The sequence below is a fragment of the Caulobacter flavus genome (assembly GCF_003722335.1).
Taxonomy (GTDB): domain Bacteria; phylum Pseudomonadota; class Alphaproteobacteria; order Caulobacterales; family Caulobacteraceae; genus Caulobacter; species Caulobacter flavus.
In genome coordinates this window covers 2,135,168-2,151,549 of sequence record NZ_CP026100.1, presented here as the reverse complement: position 1 = coordinate 2,151,549, position 16,382 = coordinate 2,135,168, and the positions used below count along the sequence as shown (strand labels likewise).

Genomic DNA, 16,382 nt, shown 5'->3' with positions numbered 1-16,382 from the left:
CCTGGTTAGCGCTACCAATTGGGACTGGCGAAACGTGTCCGCGCCATGCGAAACCTTGCTGGAACAGTACGCTTAGCATCAGGGCCGACATGTCTTTCAACGCTCCGACACGCCGCGCGACCCTCACCGGCCTTCTTCTCGGGGCAAGCATGACAGCGCTGCCTTTCGGCGCAAGCGCGGCGATGCGCGCCCTGCCCTACCGCTGGCGCAACGTCCGGGTCGGCGGCGGCGGCTTCGTGCCGAACGTGGTGTTCAGCCGCGTCGAGAAGGGCCTGGCCTATCTGCGCTCCGACATGGGCGGCGCCTATCGCTGGCAGGCCTCGGAAGGCCGCTGGATCCCGCTGCTCGACGACCAGGCCCAAGGCAGCTGGCAGGGCGTCGAGAGCGTGGCCCCCGACCCGCTCGACCCGAACGTCGTCTACCTGGCCTGCGGCATGGGCCGGCCCGACCCGGCCGCCATCCTGCGCTCCGACAACCGCGGCGCCGACTGGACCGTGATCCCCGTCGCCTTCCGCATGGGCGGCAACGAGGACGGCCGGGGCCTGGGCGAGCGCCTGGCCGTCGATCCCAACGACACCCGCACCCTTTACTTCGCCTCGCGCCACGACGGCCTGCAGGTCAGCCGCGACCGGGGCGCGACCTGGGAGAAGTCGAAAAGCTTCCCGCTGCCGGGCCTGGGCCTCAACGCCCGCCCCGCGCCTACCCACGGCGGCCTGTCGTTCGTGATCTTCGATCCCCGTAGCGGCGAGCCGGGCCGCGGTTCGAGGACGATCTTCGTCGGCGTCGCCGATCCGTCCGAGCACCACCTGTGGCGCAGCGACGACGGCGGCGCGAGCTGGAAGCCGGTCCCCGCCCCTCACCCCTATCTCGCCTGCAAGGCGGCGCTGGACCGGGACGGCCGGCTCTATGTCACCTATTCCAGCGGCGTTGGTCCGTCGAACGTGGCCGACGGCGCGGTCTGGCGGCTCGATACGGCGACCGACGCCTGGACCGAGATCACCCCCGCCCGGCCCCTGCCCCAGCGCGGCGGCGGCTTCATGGGCGTGGCGGTCGACGCCAACGGCGCGGTGGCCGTCACCAGCCTCAACCGCTGGAACCCGCACGACGCGCTGTGGCGCTCCACCGACCACGGCGCCAGCTGGACCGACCTCTATCCCGACGCCCGCCGCGACGTGACGACGACGCCGTTCCTCTACTGGGGCGAGCCGCAGGCCGACTTCGGCTGGTGGATGGCGGGCCTGGCCATCGATCCGTTCGACCCCGACTTCGCCTGCTACACCACCGGCGCGACCATCTACGCCACGCGCGAGTTCACCAAGGCCGCCGCCGGCCGCCCGACCACCTGGTTCCCATGGGTGGAGGGCATCGAGCAGACGGCGATCATCACCCTGGCCAGCCTGCCCGAAGGTCCCCAGCTGCTCAGCGGCTTCGGCGACATCTCCGGCTTCGTCCACGACGACCTCTCGGTCTCGCCGACCGACCAGTTCACGACGCCCGTGTTCGGCAACACCAACTTCATCGACTATGCCGGCCGCAAGCCCGCCATCGTCGTCCGCAGCGGCACGCCGCACCAGCGCCACGGCGGCCCCACCCTGGCCTGGTCGGGCGACCATGGCCGCACCTGGGCCCCGATGACCGCGCCACGGATCGCGGACGCTCCGCCGCCGCCCGGCCAGGGCCGGCGCGGTCCCGACCCGCACGACGACGCCGCCATCGTCGTCAACGCCGACGGCGCGGTGTTCATGGTCATGACCGCCCAGCCCCAGGTCACCCGCGACCGGGGCGCGACCTGGACCGCCAGCCGGGGTCTGCCCGCCTGGGTCCGCCCCGTGCCCGACCGCGTCGATCCCGCCCGGTTCACGGCCCTCGACCTCTCGACCGGCAAGCGCTTCGTCAGCACCGACGCGGGCGCGAGCTTCGCCGAGGCCCCGACGCGCGGCCTGCCCGCCGACATCTCCGCCGACCAGGTGACCTGGCGCGAAATCCCCTGGCCGCTGAAGGCCGTTCCCGGCCAGGCAGGCCGCCTGTGGTTCGTCTCGACGCAAGGCCTGTTCCGCTCCACCGACGGCGGCGCCCGCTTCTCGCGGATCGACGGCGGCGTGCAGGTCGACCAGCTCGACTTCGGCGCCCCGCCGCCAGGCAAGACCCATCCGGCGCTGTTCGCCATCGGCCGCAAGGACGGGGTGCGGGCGATCTGGCGCTCGGACGACGAGGGCGAGAGCTGGGTCCGCGTCAACGACGGCCGCCACGAGTACGGCCGCCGCTTCCGCTGCCTGGCGGCGGACATGCGGACGTATGGGCGGGTCTATGTCGGTACGGACGGGCGCGGGATCGTCTTCGGCGAGCCGGCCTGAGCCCCTTCGTCCAAGGCGGGACCGGCCGCCGCGTCAGGCCGCCCCGTCAGGCCGCTTGGCCGAACCCGTGCACGGCGTCGCGCAGGTGGCCGAAATTGATCGGCTTGGACAGCACCGTCACGTCCTCGAAGCCCTTGCGCGGCAGGGCCCCGTAGCCGGTGGCGAAGACGAACGGCACGCCCTTGGCCCGCAGGGCCTCGGCCACCGGAAACACCATCTCGCCGCCGATGTTGATGTCGAGCACGGCCCCGTCCAGCGACGACTTGCCGTCGTCGAGATAGGCCAGGGCCTCGCCCACCGCGCCGAACGAGCCGGACACCTCGCAGCCGAGGTCGGTCAGCAGGTCCTCGACCATCATGGCCACCAGGGCCTCGTCCTCGACGATCATGATCCGACGCCCGCTCATGCCGCCGCCAGCCTTTGCGACAGCGGGGCGCGGAAGGTGAAGGTCAGCCCCTGCGGCGCGAAGTCCAGCACGGCCGCGCCCCCCAGGTCGCGCGACAGGCCCCGGCGGATCAGCCGCGAGCCGAAGCCCTCGTCCTTGGGGCCGGGCGCCGTCACCGGCGGGCCGCCGCGCTCGCGCCATTCCAGCGCGAAGGTCGGATTGGAGCCGCCCTCGTCCTCGATGCGCCAGGCGACCGTGACCTCGCCCGTCGGGACCGACAGGGCCCCGTACTTGGCGGCGTTGACGATCAGTTCGTGCAGGGTCATGTGCACGGCGACGGCCGCCTCGGGCGTGATCTCGATGGGCGGCCCCTCGACCACGAACCGGCCGTCCTCCAGCCCGCCGAACGGCCGCAGGGCCGCGGCCAGGATCTCGTGCAGCTGGGCCTTGCCCCAGGCCTGCTTGGTGAGCAGCTCGTGAGCCTGCGACAGGGCCAGCAGGCGCGATTCGAACGACTCGTTGAAGGCCTGCGGCGAGGCGGCCGTGCGCAGGGTCTGGCTGGCGATCGACTGAACCGAGGCCAGGGTGTTCTTCACCCGGTGGTCCAGCTCGCGCATCAGGAAGGTGCGCCGCTCCAGCTCCCTGTTCAGCGAGGCCTGCAGCCGGCCGCTCTCCAGCGCCGCGGCCGTGGCGCGGGCCATCACCTGCAGCTTGGCGACGATCTCGGGCGGCGGCGTGTGCTCCTTGGCCCAGTAGGCGCCCAGGGCCGCGATCGGATCGCGGGTGCGCACCGGCGTCATCACCAGGCTCTTGACGAAGGTCGGGCGGTAGGCGTCGTGCGGAATGCGGTCGTCCTGGTAGATGTCGGGGATCACCACCGTCTGGCGGTTCAGCATCGCCCAGCCCGAGATGCAGGCGGTCAGCGGGAAGCGCTTGCCCTTCCACAGCGGGCCGATCGCGTCCTCGTCCAGGTACCAGCAGCAGTCGTTGTCGCGCAGCACGAAGGCCACCCCGTCGGCGCCCGAGATTCGGCGCGCGGACGACCGCACCACCGCGGCCACCTCGTCGATGGTCCGGGTCGCCGAGAGTTCCTCGATCGTTTCGACCAGCGTCAGGAGGGCGGAATCGTCTTCGCCGTCCGACAGGTCGTGCTCGGCCATATCCAACATACGAAAGGACGCTCGCGGATCCACTGAAACGCGAGTCTAGCACGCGCGCATGAGACAACAACAAGAGGCGTGACGACGCACGCAACTACTCACGGTTGCCGGGAAGGTTAACAGAGTCTTCCAGGCGACGCACAGTCGAACCAGATCAAGGCTTTGAAGCGGCGCCGTGCGATATTGTCGCCCGAAAGATTGCGACAATCCGCCGCGCCGCCGCGACGGTCAGGCTTCGCACTCGGCGCAACATGCGCTATGCACCCTCTCCGCCGCGCACGCGGCCCGGTAGCTCAGCAGGATAGAGCAGCGCTTTCCTAAAGCGAAGGTCGGGGGTTCGAGTCCCTCCCGGGCCGCCATGGGCGTGTCGAAACTGTCGGCACAAGTTAGAACTGTCCCGATTCCAAGCTAAGACTGTCAACAGTGCGATTTAATCGCATTTTGGTGCATGTAGCTGCCTTGAGCGTTTCATGAGCCCGCAGGGTCTGGAAACTCGGAAAGCTTGAAGCTGACGAATTTTGAAGGCATACGTTTTCTACGGCCATTGGCCGCGGGACCATGGTCCTTGCCCCGCAAGGGGTGACAAAGCCCGGCGGCGACGCCGGGCTTTTCATTTGTTGACGTCGTATTGCCCCGGCTCAGCCATCCTGACGCCCGCTATGCTCCATCAATAGACTCGTGAGACCACTCGGAAGTCGGATGACAGCGGAATGGCCATGCCCTTGTTCATGGTCGCCTTCGCCTGCTGCACGCGAGCCTCCCGGCTCCAGGCGTTGGCGCGGCTTTTTCGAATGCCCGCTTGTCCGTAGGCCTCGGTCAGCGAGCCGAACCGGGCGATGAACAGCGCGGGCGGCGGCATTTCGGCCTCGGTGCGGATCAGACGCTCCGTCACGTAGCCATGCCGGTCGTGCAGTCGGCGTAGGCAATCAAGCAACTGGCCGTCGGAATAGAGGTGATCGAGTGAGGTCCACTTGGGGACAGTCGTCCTGCGGCGCTTACCCGCGCGCCTAGCCTTCCCCAGTTCAACGCCGCGCCGCTTGAAATCGAGATATTCGTAGGGGATGCCCGCCAGCCGATATGCGTTGGTGAGCTTGCCAAAATGGTACCGATAGAGGGTCGTGTTCGGCAAAGACGGATCGCCGTTGAGGATTGCCTCGCTGACATGGCCATCCCGCTCGTAGATAGTCCGCAATATCCCGAGCATCTCCTCCTTGGTCCTCGGTCGCTCCTCTTTGGGCGGGCGGAACCACCGATTGCGGTAGCCAAGGTGGTCGTAGACAGCCTGAAGCGATCCGAACTGACGGCGTAGCGTCTGTGTGCTCGGCGTGTATGGACAGCGGTCTATCAACTCGTTGGTCAGGTAGCCCTTAGCCTTGAGCAGGCGCGCGACAGAAGCGATAGCCTCCTCGGACGGAACCCGCCGCCGACAGATGCGGCGACGCCGCGCGGCACTGTCGAACAGCGTGCGGCTGATCACCGGCTCCATCACCTTCGTCCGTATCCAGGCATCGGGTGGGTTAGCTCGGCGTGGCCCTTTGAGCGGCTGACTTGTGCGGTTGAACACGTAGATGCCGATCAACAGCTCGTTAGACAGGATGTTGCGGACCCGCAGCGCGCTCCAACGCGGGCCGTCTGCCGGAGGGACGCCCATGTCATTGAGCCGCCGGGCAATAGCGTCCATGGGCATACAGTCGGTGCCGTACCACCGGAAAATATCCCGAATAACAGCGATCTCTTCGCTCGCGCCGACGGCGTAAACCACGCGTTGATTGTTCAGCGCCTTCGTCTGACCGCGCTCCAGCTTCTGCACCGGGCGGTTATGCTCATCGACAAGAATCCGCTCGAATCCGTAGCGCCGGTGTCCGCCCAGCTTGTGGCCGACCTTGGCCTGAAGAAGCTGCGCGTACAGCACCTTTTGGGACAGCTCGCGGCTAAACTCCGCCGCCTGGACTCGCTTGATCTGCTTGAGCAGTGACATCACCGGCGAGTCATCGTTCTCGAACACTTCGCGGCAAAAATGAACCGGCGCACCCGCCTCATAGCAGAGGAATTCATAGGCGCCGGCCTGGTCCGGCTTCTGGAAACGGCCCCAGCGGCTCACGTCCAGGACCAGAACCCGCTTGAACGGACAGTCAGGTTTGATGACGTCGGCCAGCAAGGCACGAAGGCCAGGACGCTCGCGCAATGTCAGGCCACTCTCACCAGGATCGACGTATGTCCTGACGATCCTGAAGCCGTGGCTTGGGGCATAGTTCGCAATGAACCGCGCCTGATTACGGATCGAATAATCCTGATGGTCCTTCGACATGCGCAGGTACTGCGCTGCCGGTATCAACTCGGGCTTGGAGCCTTCTGGCATGGTGAACCTCCGCAGGCTCCCCCCTTGCCAGAATACCAGCGATCGATACCCCCAACAGGGCTTCAAAAGGTGCATTTCGGCAAACGCATCGTTTTGATGTCGTGTCTAACTCCCGACATCCACCCATCTCTGCCGATCCGGAGGTCTGCATTTTCGGCCGGGCCGCGCCAATACCGGACCTTGGATTCCCTCCAAGAACCGGGCGTTCGGTCGCGTACGTCGCGTCAGTCCCGTTGCCCACGGCCGTGCCAGGCTCGGGCCGTGAGTGAATCCATGACCGACACAATCGCCGCCCATGACCGCGACGCAGCGACGTTGAGCTTGCTCTACGAGCAAGCCTCGTCTCGCCTGGCGCTCGATGTTGGCGCGGGCAGCGGTCGCGACGGCGCCTATCCCCGCGCCAATACCGACACTGACTGGACGACCCGAAACTGACGTTCAGAGGCCGTGTCAGACTCTTATCAAATCACGCCAGCCCGAGGCGCCAGAAGGTCGGATACAGGTTAACGTCATCCAGGACGCTCTCATCGTCCCGACCATTGCGATCTGCAAGGCTCATGACGTAGCGGGTGATCGCAGGGACAGCCCGACGAGCAACCATGTCGGAACCAAGGTCGCCAACGATAGCGTCGCCAAATGCGCTGAGCGCGATCGGAGCGTTAGTGCCAAGCTTTTCGATCAACGCTGCCTTTTCGGCATCGGTTAGATCGATTTTGGGCTCCGGCTCCTGCATCTCGTTGCTTGGCCAGGCGACCAATCCGAGCGCCCTCGATCGCGGCCGAACGGGCCGCACATAGTATTCGGCGAACGCACGTGCCGCGGCCGCGTAGTCGTCGAAATCATGGCTGAAGGGCTGAGCCAGGAACCGGTTGCCGAACATAAGAGTCAGGCCCCGAGCAAGGTTGTGCGCCGTCTTCTCATAGCGGGCGACGATCTCGTTCAGAGCGTAACCGATCCTACGCGATTCCACCGTTGCCGAGCCCGCCTGGGCTGCTGCGATGGCAGCAAGGACGTCGCCGAACGTCGCGATTTCGACTGTCAGCAAGCGTTGGCGGCCGTGGCGGAGAGCCTGGGCGTACTCTGCGAGATCCGCCCCGAGTTCGTCGTCGTCGCCGACCAGTCCGGAGGCTTCATCGAACACCAACATCAGAGGGGGCGCATCCTCCGGTTCACGCCTCCGACCGGGTGCCCCGCCAACCGCGATCAAGGCGGCGTTATCAGAGGCGAGATTGCTAGTCCGAGGGATATCGAGGGCATACCCCTTCCCCGTTCGCCGCATCGCCTCCGGCGTCACCGACGCCCAGTGACAGGTTTCCGTCTCTGGATCGACGTAAACGACGATGACCGGAAGGGTGTGGGCGAGCCAATAGTTGCCCGTGCTCAGCGCAGTGTAGAGCGTGAACCGGTCATCGCTCCGATAGACGACGTCGCTACCATGCTTGATCTGGACGGCGATCTCGCGACCGGTCACATGCCGTCGTTCGCCGGCCGCATCGACTATGCCTATGATCCCGTCGATGCCGTAGTCATGTTTTGGCCTCTCGCTGAACTGGTGCCCCATTCGCGACACGCATAGATCGACAATCGCGACGCCCATGGAGCCAGTAGCGATGTTGTTCGTCGTGACTGGCAACGCAACCTGGTGCCTGCTGTCCGTCATCCAGTCTCTCCCTTGAAATGGCCGTGCCCCACCCTTGTTGGCAGCGACGGTCGCCTCAAGTCAAAACGGGAAATGGCAATTTAGGCCCGCGGCGCGCCATCAGCTGACGTCAGTGACCCTCCAGGAACTCGACGTTCCGCCTCGGCCGTCGGTGGCTGGCGCTGACTTAGGCGCACTTCAGGACGATCGTAATCTGGCCCAACCTAAAGCGAGCAGCCTCCAAGTCGATCGCGGCAAGAGTGCATGCACAACCTCGATGACATTCTCGGTAGGGAGACACACCGTAGGCTGGCAAAATCAGGTGACAGCCTAGGGCTATCGTGTAGCTTGCATTGCCTGGGGATTGCGCGGGGGCGAGATTCCGGCAGGCAAGGCTCATAAGAACCTGCAGTGCGGCAATTCAGCGTCCCGGCTTCGATCGATTCACCACGACCGTCCCTGTCGCATCGCGGCTTCAGGACAGAGTGATGGACCGCGCAAACCCTCTGCGTCGGTCGCGCGATTGTGCGCGCGCGGATTGGAATTGGGATGGCTCAGGCGGATAGAGATTGGTCGGAACACGCGTTAAGCGCCGAGCTGACGCTGACCGAAACGCTAGGAGCCGAGGGCGGTACCACTAACGCCCAAATCAATCTCGACGCCAACGCCAACGCCGCCCCAACCCCGATCGTCATCAAAGCCGTCGTCGAGGCCCTTCAGCGCGGAGCCAATCCGTCGAGCGCACATGCCGCTGGCGAGATCGCGCGCGCTATGCTCGAAAAGGCGCGCGACGCCGTCATCGCGCTCAGCGAAGGCGTCTACCCAGAAAATGTCATCTTCACCTCAGGCTGCACCGAGGCCAACAACCTCGTCGTCGCCTCACATGCGCGCCGCGGCGGCGTCCTCATCACCTCGGCCGTCGAGCACCCCTCCCTCCTCCGCCCGGCCGAAGCGTTGTCCAACGCCGGGTTTGAGGTTCGCATCTTGCCAGTCGATCGCGATGGCTTGGTCGACCTTGAGACCTTGGCGGCCTGGCTGAACGAGACCACTGGCCCGGTGACGGTCTCGATCCAAACGGCCAATAGCGAAACGGGCGTCGTCCAACCGATCGCGACAATCGCCAACCTGATCGCACGGTTCGAGGCAGTGTTGTTCCACTCCGACGCAGCGCAGTCATTTGGCAAGCAGCTGACGCTAGTGGGCCGCGGCCGGGGCCCGGATATGGTGTCAATCTCTGGTCATAAGCTGCATGCGCCCATGGGCGTGGGCGCTCTGCTGGTCCACGAAGAAGAAACGCGTCTGACGCCGCAGCTACTGGGCGGCGAGCAGGAACAGGGCCTACGTGCGGGTACTCAAGCCTTGCCGATGATCGCGGGCCTCGCCGTCGCCTGCGCCGAGCGCGCCAGAAGTCTGGCGCAGGATGCTCAGCGTATGGCGCTGCTGCGGGACCGTCTTGAGGCGGGCGTTCTGGCGGCGCTGCCGCGCGCGGTTGTCAACGGCGGGCGCGCCCCCCGCCTCCCCAATGTGACCAACCTGCTGTTCCCTGGCGTCGATGCTATGTCCATCGTCGCCAATTTGGACGCCGAGGGCGTCCTGGCGTCACAGGGCTCGGCCTGTTCGAGCCGGCGTCCCGAGCCTTCGCATGTCCTGAGGGCGATGGGGCTGAGCGAAAACGAGGCCTTCTCCTGCGTCCGCTTCTCCGTCTCGCCGCTCAACACCGAAACCGAGATCGATACGGCGATCACCGCCATCGCCAAAGTCTACCAGCGTTTAGAGATGTGCGCGTGAACCAGACCATTCGCTTCAACTACGGCGGTCACGCCACCTTCCCGGTCCGTTATGGCTGGCTACCGAAGGGTCTGAACCAGCTCATCACCACGCATGGCTTTAGCGCCAACACCCAAACCGCTGACGCACTCGGCCTTGGGTCGAAGATGGTGGACTCTCTCGGCTACTGGCTAAACATGACGGGCCTTCGTCCCGCCAAAGACGATGAAGACCTCGAGATTGCAAAGCTGATCTTCGCGCACGATCGCTATTTCGAACGCCCGGGCACCTGGTGGTTTTTGCATCTGATCTTGGCGCGGCAAGAAGGCTCGGTCTGGAGTTGGTTCTTCAACGACTTTTCGGACCGGATCTTTGATCGCATTACGGCCCAGGATGCCTTCCAAGCCTACGCGCGCACCCACGCCCAGCGGCCGCCCAGCGCAGCGATGGTGCAGCGTGACGTCGCCTGCCTTCTCAGCGCCTACGCGGCCCGCCCTGGCGTTGATCTCGTCGACCCTGAAGACATCGGCGCCTGCCCCTTTCGCGAGCTGGGCCTCGTCGCGCGACACGACGCGGTCCACCGCTTTGAGCGGACGCGTCGTCCGCAGGGTCTGCCTGAGGAAGTCTTCCTTGCCGCCACCTCGGCGCTCCAAAGCCAGAAGGGCGTGGACCGCCTGAGCCTCAGAGAGCTCGCCACGCTCAGGCTCGGCCCCGGCCGGATCTTCTGCCAAGGGCTCGAAGCAATCGAAACCACCGTCGGTAAGATCGGCAAGAAGCGTCAGGACGGGGTCATCGTGGAGAGCGCCGCGGGCGACCGCACGATCCACGTTCCCGACCGACCGCTGACCTACTGGCTAGAGGCCCTCTATAGCCGCGTCGATGCGGAGGCGGCCGGATGACCGAATTTCTCTTCCGCTCGCTCAATCTGACCGAGGACCTGCGCTTCCCGCTGCGTTTTGGCCACTACCGGCCCACACGTCGCGCTACTCCGATCATCTCGGCGGTGATGGCTCCGCAAGGCGCTCACATGGTGATCGCGCCCTACGGCAGCGGCAAGACGCTGGCCGCAGGCGTAGGAGCTCTGGCCGTTCGCCACGACCCCACCGCCGCCAGCCTCGTTGGCGGGCTAGCCCCCGCTTTGGATCTGATCGATCCCGAGCTTGGCCGCCGGATCAACAATCGCCTGCGCTCGACCAAGCGCGGCGAAGCTGTTGTTCTGACTGGGTATGAGCAAGAACCCTTGCAAGCGATCGCGCGCGCTTTGGGGATCAAGAAGCTCGACTCGCTAGATGGCTTGGCCAAAGCGCTGAAAGACAAACCCTTCGATCACGTCGCCATCATCTGGGATGAGTTTGGCCGCCACCTCGAAGGCCTAACCGCCGACGGCCGTACAGGTGAGCTCGACTTCGTCCAGCGCCTGGCCGAGCGAGCCTCGCGCGCCAGTGGGCCAACGCTCAGCCTTACCCTGCTGCTGCACCAGAACATGCTGGCCTACGCGTCTCGCCTCAATGAAACGACGCGGACCGAGTGGCGCAAGATCGAAGGACGGTTCGAGACGATCCGCCTGATCGAGGACAGCCAGGAAATCTACAAGCTCGTGGGCGAGGTGGTCACCACCCTGCGTCCTGAGAAATTCAAGCCCAAGGCGGTTTCCGGGCTGGCGCAACGCATCAAGGATGCGCGCTGGTTCGACGCCATGGAGGATGAGGCGGCGATCGAGGCCCTGATAACCCAGATGCAACCGCTGACGGCGGGCGCTCTGCAGATCTTGCCAAGGCTGGTTGCTCGCGTTGGGCAGAACGAGCGCAGCCTGTTCTCCTTCCTGCGGGAAGCTGAGATGGGCCGTCCCGTCGGCATCGAGGAGGTCTACCAGGCCTTCGCCGACGCTATGCGCAGTGATGTAGGCATCGGTGGCAGTTACCGGCGTTGGGTCGAAGCCGAAAGCGCCCGCTCCCGAGCACGCGACGACTTGCAGCGCGAGCTCATCGCCGCGGCGTGTCTACTTCAACTGGGCGTCAGCGGTGAGCGCCTGCGCCTGCCGCGCGAAGCTCTAGAACTGTCAGTGCTCTCCGAGCGGCGCGAGGCCGCCGATATCACGCGGGCCGTCGATGATCTGTTGAGCGCCAACCTCCTGCTGTGGCGGCGCCATAACGACGACGTCGCCGTCTGGCACGGGGCCGACATCGACGTCGCCATGCGGGTCCGCGAAGAAAGAGATCGCCTGGCAAGCAGCTTCGATCTACTCGCCTTCCTCAACGCCCGCTTTCCGGCACCCAACGTGCGCACGCCAGGTCACAACGCGCGCGCTGGGGTCAATCGATACTTCCGCGGTGCCTATGCTCGCGCTGCCGACGTGATTGCTCCACCGTCCGTCGGGCAAGCCGCCAGCATCGTGTATGTCTTGGCGCGATCCAAGACCGAGATCGACGCCGCTCGCGAAGCCGCGCACGGCTGTAGAGCCGAGCGCCTGATCCGCGTCATTCCCCGCCGGGTGCTTGATATTGAGAGCGCCGCGCTGGAGCTGGTGGCCCTGGAAGCTCTGCGAACTGACAAGGCTTTCATCGCCTCAGATCCGATGGTGACGACCGAGCTGCAGGAGCTCGAATCTGTCGCCTTCGAGCAGCTTGCCATGCTTTTGCGTCCCTTGCTCACCCCCCGCGGCCCCGCAGCCGATTGGTTCGCGCAGGGCCAGCAATTGGTCGTGACTAACGATCGCCCTGGGACCATGGCCGCCTCCAAGCTCTTCGACGATTGGTATGGCGAGACCCCGCGGATCGATAACGAGCAGCTGATGCGCGATCAGCCGTCGCGGATGATGCAAACCTCTCGCGTGCGGATCATCACCAAGATCCTGCAACGCGCCGATCGTGAGCGCCTAGGCCTCGAAGAGAACGAAACCAGCGCCGAAGCCTCTATCTACCGCACGGTCTTCGAGCGCACGGGCCTGCACCAAGACACCGGCTTTGTGGGGCCCAACGAGATCGCAGATACTGGCCTGCGCAGCGCCTGGTCAAAGATCGCCGACTTCATGCGCTCTCCAACACAGTCCCCGCGCCCGCTCGGCGACCTCCTGCACGATCTTCAGAAGACGCCGATTGGGCTGCCGCTCGGGGTCGCCCCCCTGCTGATTGCGGCGGGCTATCAGAAATTCGCGCGCAACGTCGCCCTGTATCGCGATGGCGTCTACGAGCCAGATCTGCTGGGTTTCAAATTCGACCAGATGGTCATGTATCCGGCCGGTTTCACCGTACAGGTCTTGCCCAACGACGCGCAGCGCGACCTCTATCTTCGCGAAATCTGCGATGTCTTCGCCCACGAGCAGCCCAATCAGGAAGACGAGCTGGTGCGATGCGCCTACGACGCCATCCAGCGCTGGCTGACCGAGGTTCCCGAGAGCGCTCGCCGGGTTGATCGCCTGGGTGCCGACGCCAAGGCGCTGCTGCGACTGCTGAGTAGCGCCACCGATCCGGTGGCCCTTCTGCTCGAAGACATTCCGGCGCTTTTCTCGACCAACGCCTTTGATCCCACGCTGATCGTCAAGCTGGAAGCTGCGCGCAAGGCCGTCGATGGCCTTGAAGAGCTCTTCGCCCATGACGCTGTGGCGGTGATCACCGAAACCTTCCGGGCAGCGACCTCGCCGCAGGCCGACCTCATCGAGGTCGTGCGTGCCTGGTCCGACTGTTTCGATCTTGCGGATCTGGAGCAACGCCAGGATCTCAAGATCAGCGACCGGGCCGTGCTCGCCAAGACGGTTGAGACGGCCAATGGACGCTTCTCGGCCAGATCGCTCGCCACCGCGCTTAGCCTCATCCTGCTCAAAACAGGCCTGGAGAAATGGGATGACCCTAGCCCTGCTCAGTTCCGGACAGCGCTGCGCGAAGCTCGCGAGCGCATTGAAACAGCGGCCATCAGCACTGAAACGCCTCAAGCGCGCGTGCGACCGATCCTGGAAGCCAGGATCGGCGAGCTGAAGCGGCAACTGGCGCAACTCGACGCGCAAAGCCACGACACGCCACAGAGAAGCAACATTCGGGAGGTCGGATGACCAGTTTGGCCGTTTCGGTGGACAAGGCCGTCCTCGACCACACCGCCCGGCACATCGTGCCAGTGTCGGGCGGGAAAGACTCATCAGCGCTCGCGGTCTATCTGCGCCAGCGCAATCCCGATGTGAAATTCGAGTACGTCTTCTCCGACACTGGCGTCGAGCTGCCGGAAACCTACGACTATCTGGCCCGACTGGAGAACGTTCTGGACATGGAGATTCATCGCGTCTCAGCGATGGATCTCTTCGATGTGCCCGAGAAGCCGGGGCGCACCGCGTTCGACGTGGCCCTCTACGAACACTTCGCCGGCTTCCTGCCGAGTCCGCGCGCGCGTTGGTGCACGCGCATGATGAAGATCGCCCCGTTCGAGCGGTTCGTCGGCACCGATCGCGCCTATTCCTACATCGGCATCCGCGCCGACGAGAACCGTGCCGGCTATCTGGGCAATGGCACGGCGGGCGCCAAGCCGGTCGTGATCTCCGAGCGGCCCAACATCACACCTGTCTACCCCTATCGCGACGACGCCATCGGGTTGGACGAGGTCGGACGCATCCTCGACAGCGCCGGCCTCGGCTTGCCCGACTACTACGAGTGGCGCAGCCGCTCGGGTTGCTATTTCTGTTTCTACCAGCAGATCGGCGAATGGCAGGGCCTCAAGGAGCGTCACCCCGACCTCTACGAAAAGGCCAAGGCCTACGAGACCATGAAGCGGGGCCGCAAATACACCTGGGTCGACGGCCGTTCGCTCGATGACGTCGAGCACATGCCCCGTCGCGCCATCAAGGCCAAGTCGGAAGACGGCTGTGCGGTGTGCCACCTATGAGCGCCAATCCTCTCGTCGATTTCCTGCGCACTTTCGGACCTGTCGAGGCCTCCGACAGCCTTTGCGACGAAAACCTCCGCCAGACCCAGGCGCAGTTTTCAGTCAAGCCGCTGAAGACCCAGGCGCCGCGCGCCGCCGCCATTCGTGAAAGCCTGCTCCGCTCGGAGCCCCAAAACGTCATCCTGACGGGCACCGCTGGCGACGGGAAGACCTACCATATCCGGCAGTTCTTCACCGAGCAGTTCCACGATCGGGCTGATACTTGGCCTGGCGATGACGGCGTACTTTTGGCCACGCTGCCGACCGGCCAAGAGCTGCGCATCATCCGCGATCTCAGCGAGGTATCGGACACCGAGAAGGCCAACGAACTGGAAGGGTTCTGCCAAGCCCTCCTGGGCCAGCGCAAGGATCGTATCTATCTTGTCGCGGCCAATGACGGCCAACTTCTCAAGTATTTCCGCGATGCGGCCGAAGCCGCGAAACTGGCCGAGAAGGCTCGCTACGAGCTGCTCCACCAGACCCTAGCCGAGATGCTGCGAGAGGAACGGGAGACTGTTACGTCGCTAAATCTGCGACTTCTCAATCTCAGCCGCACCTGGGACGACGCCCTCGTCGAGAATATCTTCGACGCCATCCTCGAGCACGAAGACTGGACGAGCGGCTGCGGCTCCTGCGCGGCCTTGGCCGATGATAAGCCCTGCCCCATCCAGCTCAATCGATCGCTCCTGCGACGTGTCGATGGAGCGCCATCGCCATTCCGGGACCGTTTGCGGCAATCGCTGCGCCTGGCTGCGGCCAACGACCAACATGTTCCTATCCGCCAGCTGCTGACGCTGGTGGTGAACATCGTGCTGGGCGACGCCAAGAATCCAGACGATCCGCTGCTGAACTGCGCGACGGCGAAGAAGCGCGCCAACCAGCGAGAGTATCGACACACCAACCCCTACAACAACGCTTGCGGTCTCAATCTTCGTCCCGAACGGCGTAACGCCAACCGCGTCTTCAGGGTGTTCGAGGTCCTGGCCGTTGGCCTTGAGACTAACAATCTGATCGATGCGGCCCTCATTCAGGGAAAACCTGAGGCCCTGCACGACGCTATCTTCGCCGACGAGCAGGTCTACGGGAGCAATCTCTATGCGCCCCTGCTGCAGGACTATCTCGCTAAAGGCGGCACCACTAGTGGCGCGGAGGTGATCAACACCTTCCGTCGCGGACTGGAAGCTCAGCGACGGCGCGCCTTTTTCCGGCTTGAGGACACCGAAATACCGGAGATGTCCTCGCCCTGGCGCCTAACGATTTTCCATCACGGCGGGGTCTACCTCAGACTCCTGGGCTCCCTGGGCGCTGGCGCGCCCAGGGACGTTGTGGACGCCTACACCCGTCAGCTCATTCGGGGGCTCAATCGGGCCTTTACCGGCATGATGGCCAGCGATGACGAAAAGCTCTGGCTGGCTGGCACCATCGGCAAAACCGACGACCCGGCTGGTAAGGTCGCAACGATCGATCCAATCGATCGCGCGTCTATGACGTCCTTCAGCGTTCGCCTGTCGCTCGATCCAACGACCAAACGTCCAAGCCTTTCGGTCGCGGCGAGCAAGCTGCTTGGCAAGATGAATTTGCCGGCGCTCGATCTGCGTCCACTGCTCTTCGAGTATTTGATGCGGGTGTCGAATGGCAGCCTGCCATCCAGCTTCTCACGCCAGTGCCATCAGGAAATCCGTCACTTCGCTCTGGTCACTCAGACCCAGGTCAAGGCCGTCTTCAATGACGATCAAGACCAGGGGCAAGTCGTCCGGGTGCTGTCGCTGGGCGACAGGGGCGAAATGCGCGCCAACCCGATCGAGATCTGACC

General features: G+C 64.8%; 11 protein-coding genes and 1 tRNA gene. 8 read left to right on the top strand and 4 right to left on the bottom strand.

The window, feature by feature from the left end:
• Nucleotides 1-149: 149 nt before the first annotated feature.
• Nucleotides 150-2,354, top strand: coding sequence for a WD40/YVTN/BNR-like repeat-containing protein (locus C1707_RS10010; protein WP_205686832.1), 2,205 nt, complete (start codon nucleotides 150-152; stop codon nucleotides 2,352-2,354).
• Nucleotides 2,355-2,400: 46 nt separating this feature from the next.
• Here C1707_RS10010 and C1707_RS10005 read toward each other — a convergent pair whose 3' ends face one another.
• Nucleotides 2,401-2,760 (bottom strand): response regulator, encoded by a 360-nt coding sequence (locus C1707_RS10005; protein WP_101714972.1) that lies wholly within the window; start codon nucleotides 2,758-2,760, stop codon nucleotides 2,401-2,403.
• Complete coding sequence (locus C1707_RS10000) at nucleotides 2,757-3,899, bottom strand: sensor histidine kinase (RefSeq protein WP_338032103.1); 1,143 nt, start codon at nucleotides 3,897-3,899, stop codon at nucleotides 2,757-2,759. Before C1707_RS10000 ends, C1707_RS10005 begins: the two co-directional genes overlap by 4 nt.
• Nucleotides 3,900-4,181: 282 nt before the next feature.
• Between C1707_RS10000 and C1707_RS09995 the strand changes: the two genes are divergently transcribed.
• Nucleotides 4,182-4,258, top strand: a tRNA-Arg gene (locus tag C1707_RS09995).
• 308 nt (nucleotides 4,259-4,566) lie between these two features.
• Here C1707_RS09995 and C1707_RS09990 read toward each other — a convergent pair.
• Nucleotides 4,567-6,258, bottom strand: a complete 1,692-nt coding sequence (locus C1707_RS09990; RefSeq protein WP_164467321.1) for a recombinase family protein — start codon at nucleotides 6,256-6,258, stop codon at nucleotides 4,567-4,569.
• A 273-nt stretch (nucleotides 6,259-6,531) separates the two neighbouring features.
• Here C1707_RS09990 and C1707_RS09985 point away from each other — a divergent pair, with 273 nt between their 5' ends.
• Nucleotides 6,532-6,693, top strand: a complete 162-nt coding sequence (locus C1707_RS09985; protein ID WP_180896960.1) for a hypothetical protein — start codon at nucleotides 6,532-6,534, stop codon at nucleotides 6,691-6,693.
• Between the two features lie 31 nt (nucleotides 6,694-6,724).
• Here the strand turns inward: C1707_RS09985 and C1707_RS09980 are convergent, their stop codons facing one another.
• Nucleotides 6,725-7,918 (bottom strand): DUF4365 domain-containing protein, encoded by a 1,194-nt coding sequence (locus tag C1707_RS09980; RefSeq protein WP_101714969.1) that lies wholly within the window; start codon nucleotides 7,916-7,918, stop codon nucleotides 6,725-6,727.
• 528 nt (nucleotides 7,919-8,446) lie between these two features.
• Here C1707_RS09980 and C1707_RS09975 point away from each other — a divergent pair.
• Genes C1707_RS09975 through C1707_RS09955 form a run of 5 tightly spaced genes read left to right on the top strand, consistent with a single transcriptional unit; the run spans nucleotide 8,447 to nucleotide 16,380 of the window.
• Nucleotides 8,447-9,685: a cysteine desulfurase family protein gene (locus C1707_RS09975; RefSeq protein ID WP_101714968.1), complete on the top strand. Its 1,239-nt coding sequence runs from the start codon at nucleotides 8,447-8,449 to the stop codon at nucleotides 9,683-9,685.
• Nucleotides 9,682-10,563, top strand: a complete 882-nt coding sequence (locus C1707_RS09970; protein WP_164467320.1) for a DUF4007 family protein — start codon at nucleotides 9,682-9,684, stop codon at nucleotides 10,561-10,563. Before C1707_RS09975 ends, C1707_RS09970 begins: the two co-directional genes overlap by 4 nt.
• A complete protein-coding gene (locus C1707_RS09965) occupies nucleotides 10,560-13,709 on the top strand; it encodes a hypothetical protein (protein WP_101714966.1) in 3,150 nt (1,049 codons plus the stop codon). The genes C1707_RS09970 and C1707_RS09965 overlap by 4 nt, the downstream gene beginning before the upstream one ends.
• Nucleotides 13,706-14,530 carry a phosphoadenosine phosphosulfate reductase domain-containing protein gene (locus C1707_RS09960; protein WP_101714965.1) on the top strand — a complete coding sequence of 275 codons (825 nt, stop codon included), beginning with the start codon at nucleotides 13,706-13,708 and terminating at the stop codon, nucleotides 14,528-14,530. The genes C1707_RS09965 and C1707_RS09960 overlap by 4 nt, the downstream gene beginning before the upstream one ends.
• Nucleotides 14,527-16,380: a hypothetical protein gene (locus tag C1707_RS09955; protein WP_101714964.1), complete on the top strand. Its 1,854-nt coding sequence runs from the start codon at nucleotides 14,527-14,529 to the stop codon at nucleotides 16,378-16,380. Before C1707_RS09960 ends, C1707_RS09955 begins: the two co-directional genes overlap by 4 nt.
• Nucleotides 16,381-16,382 lie beyond the last annotated feature (2 nt).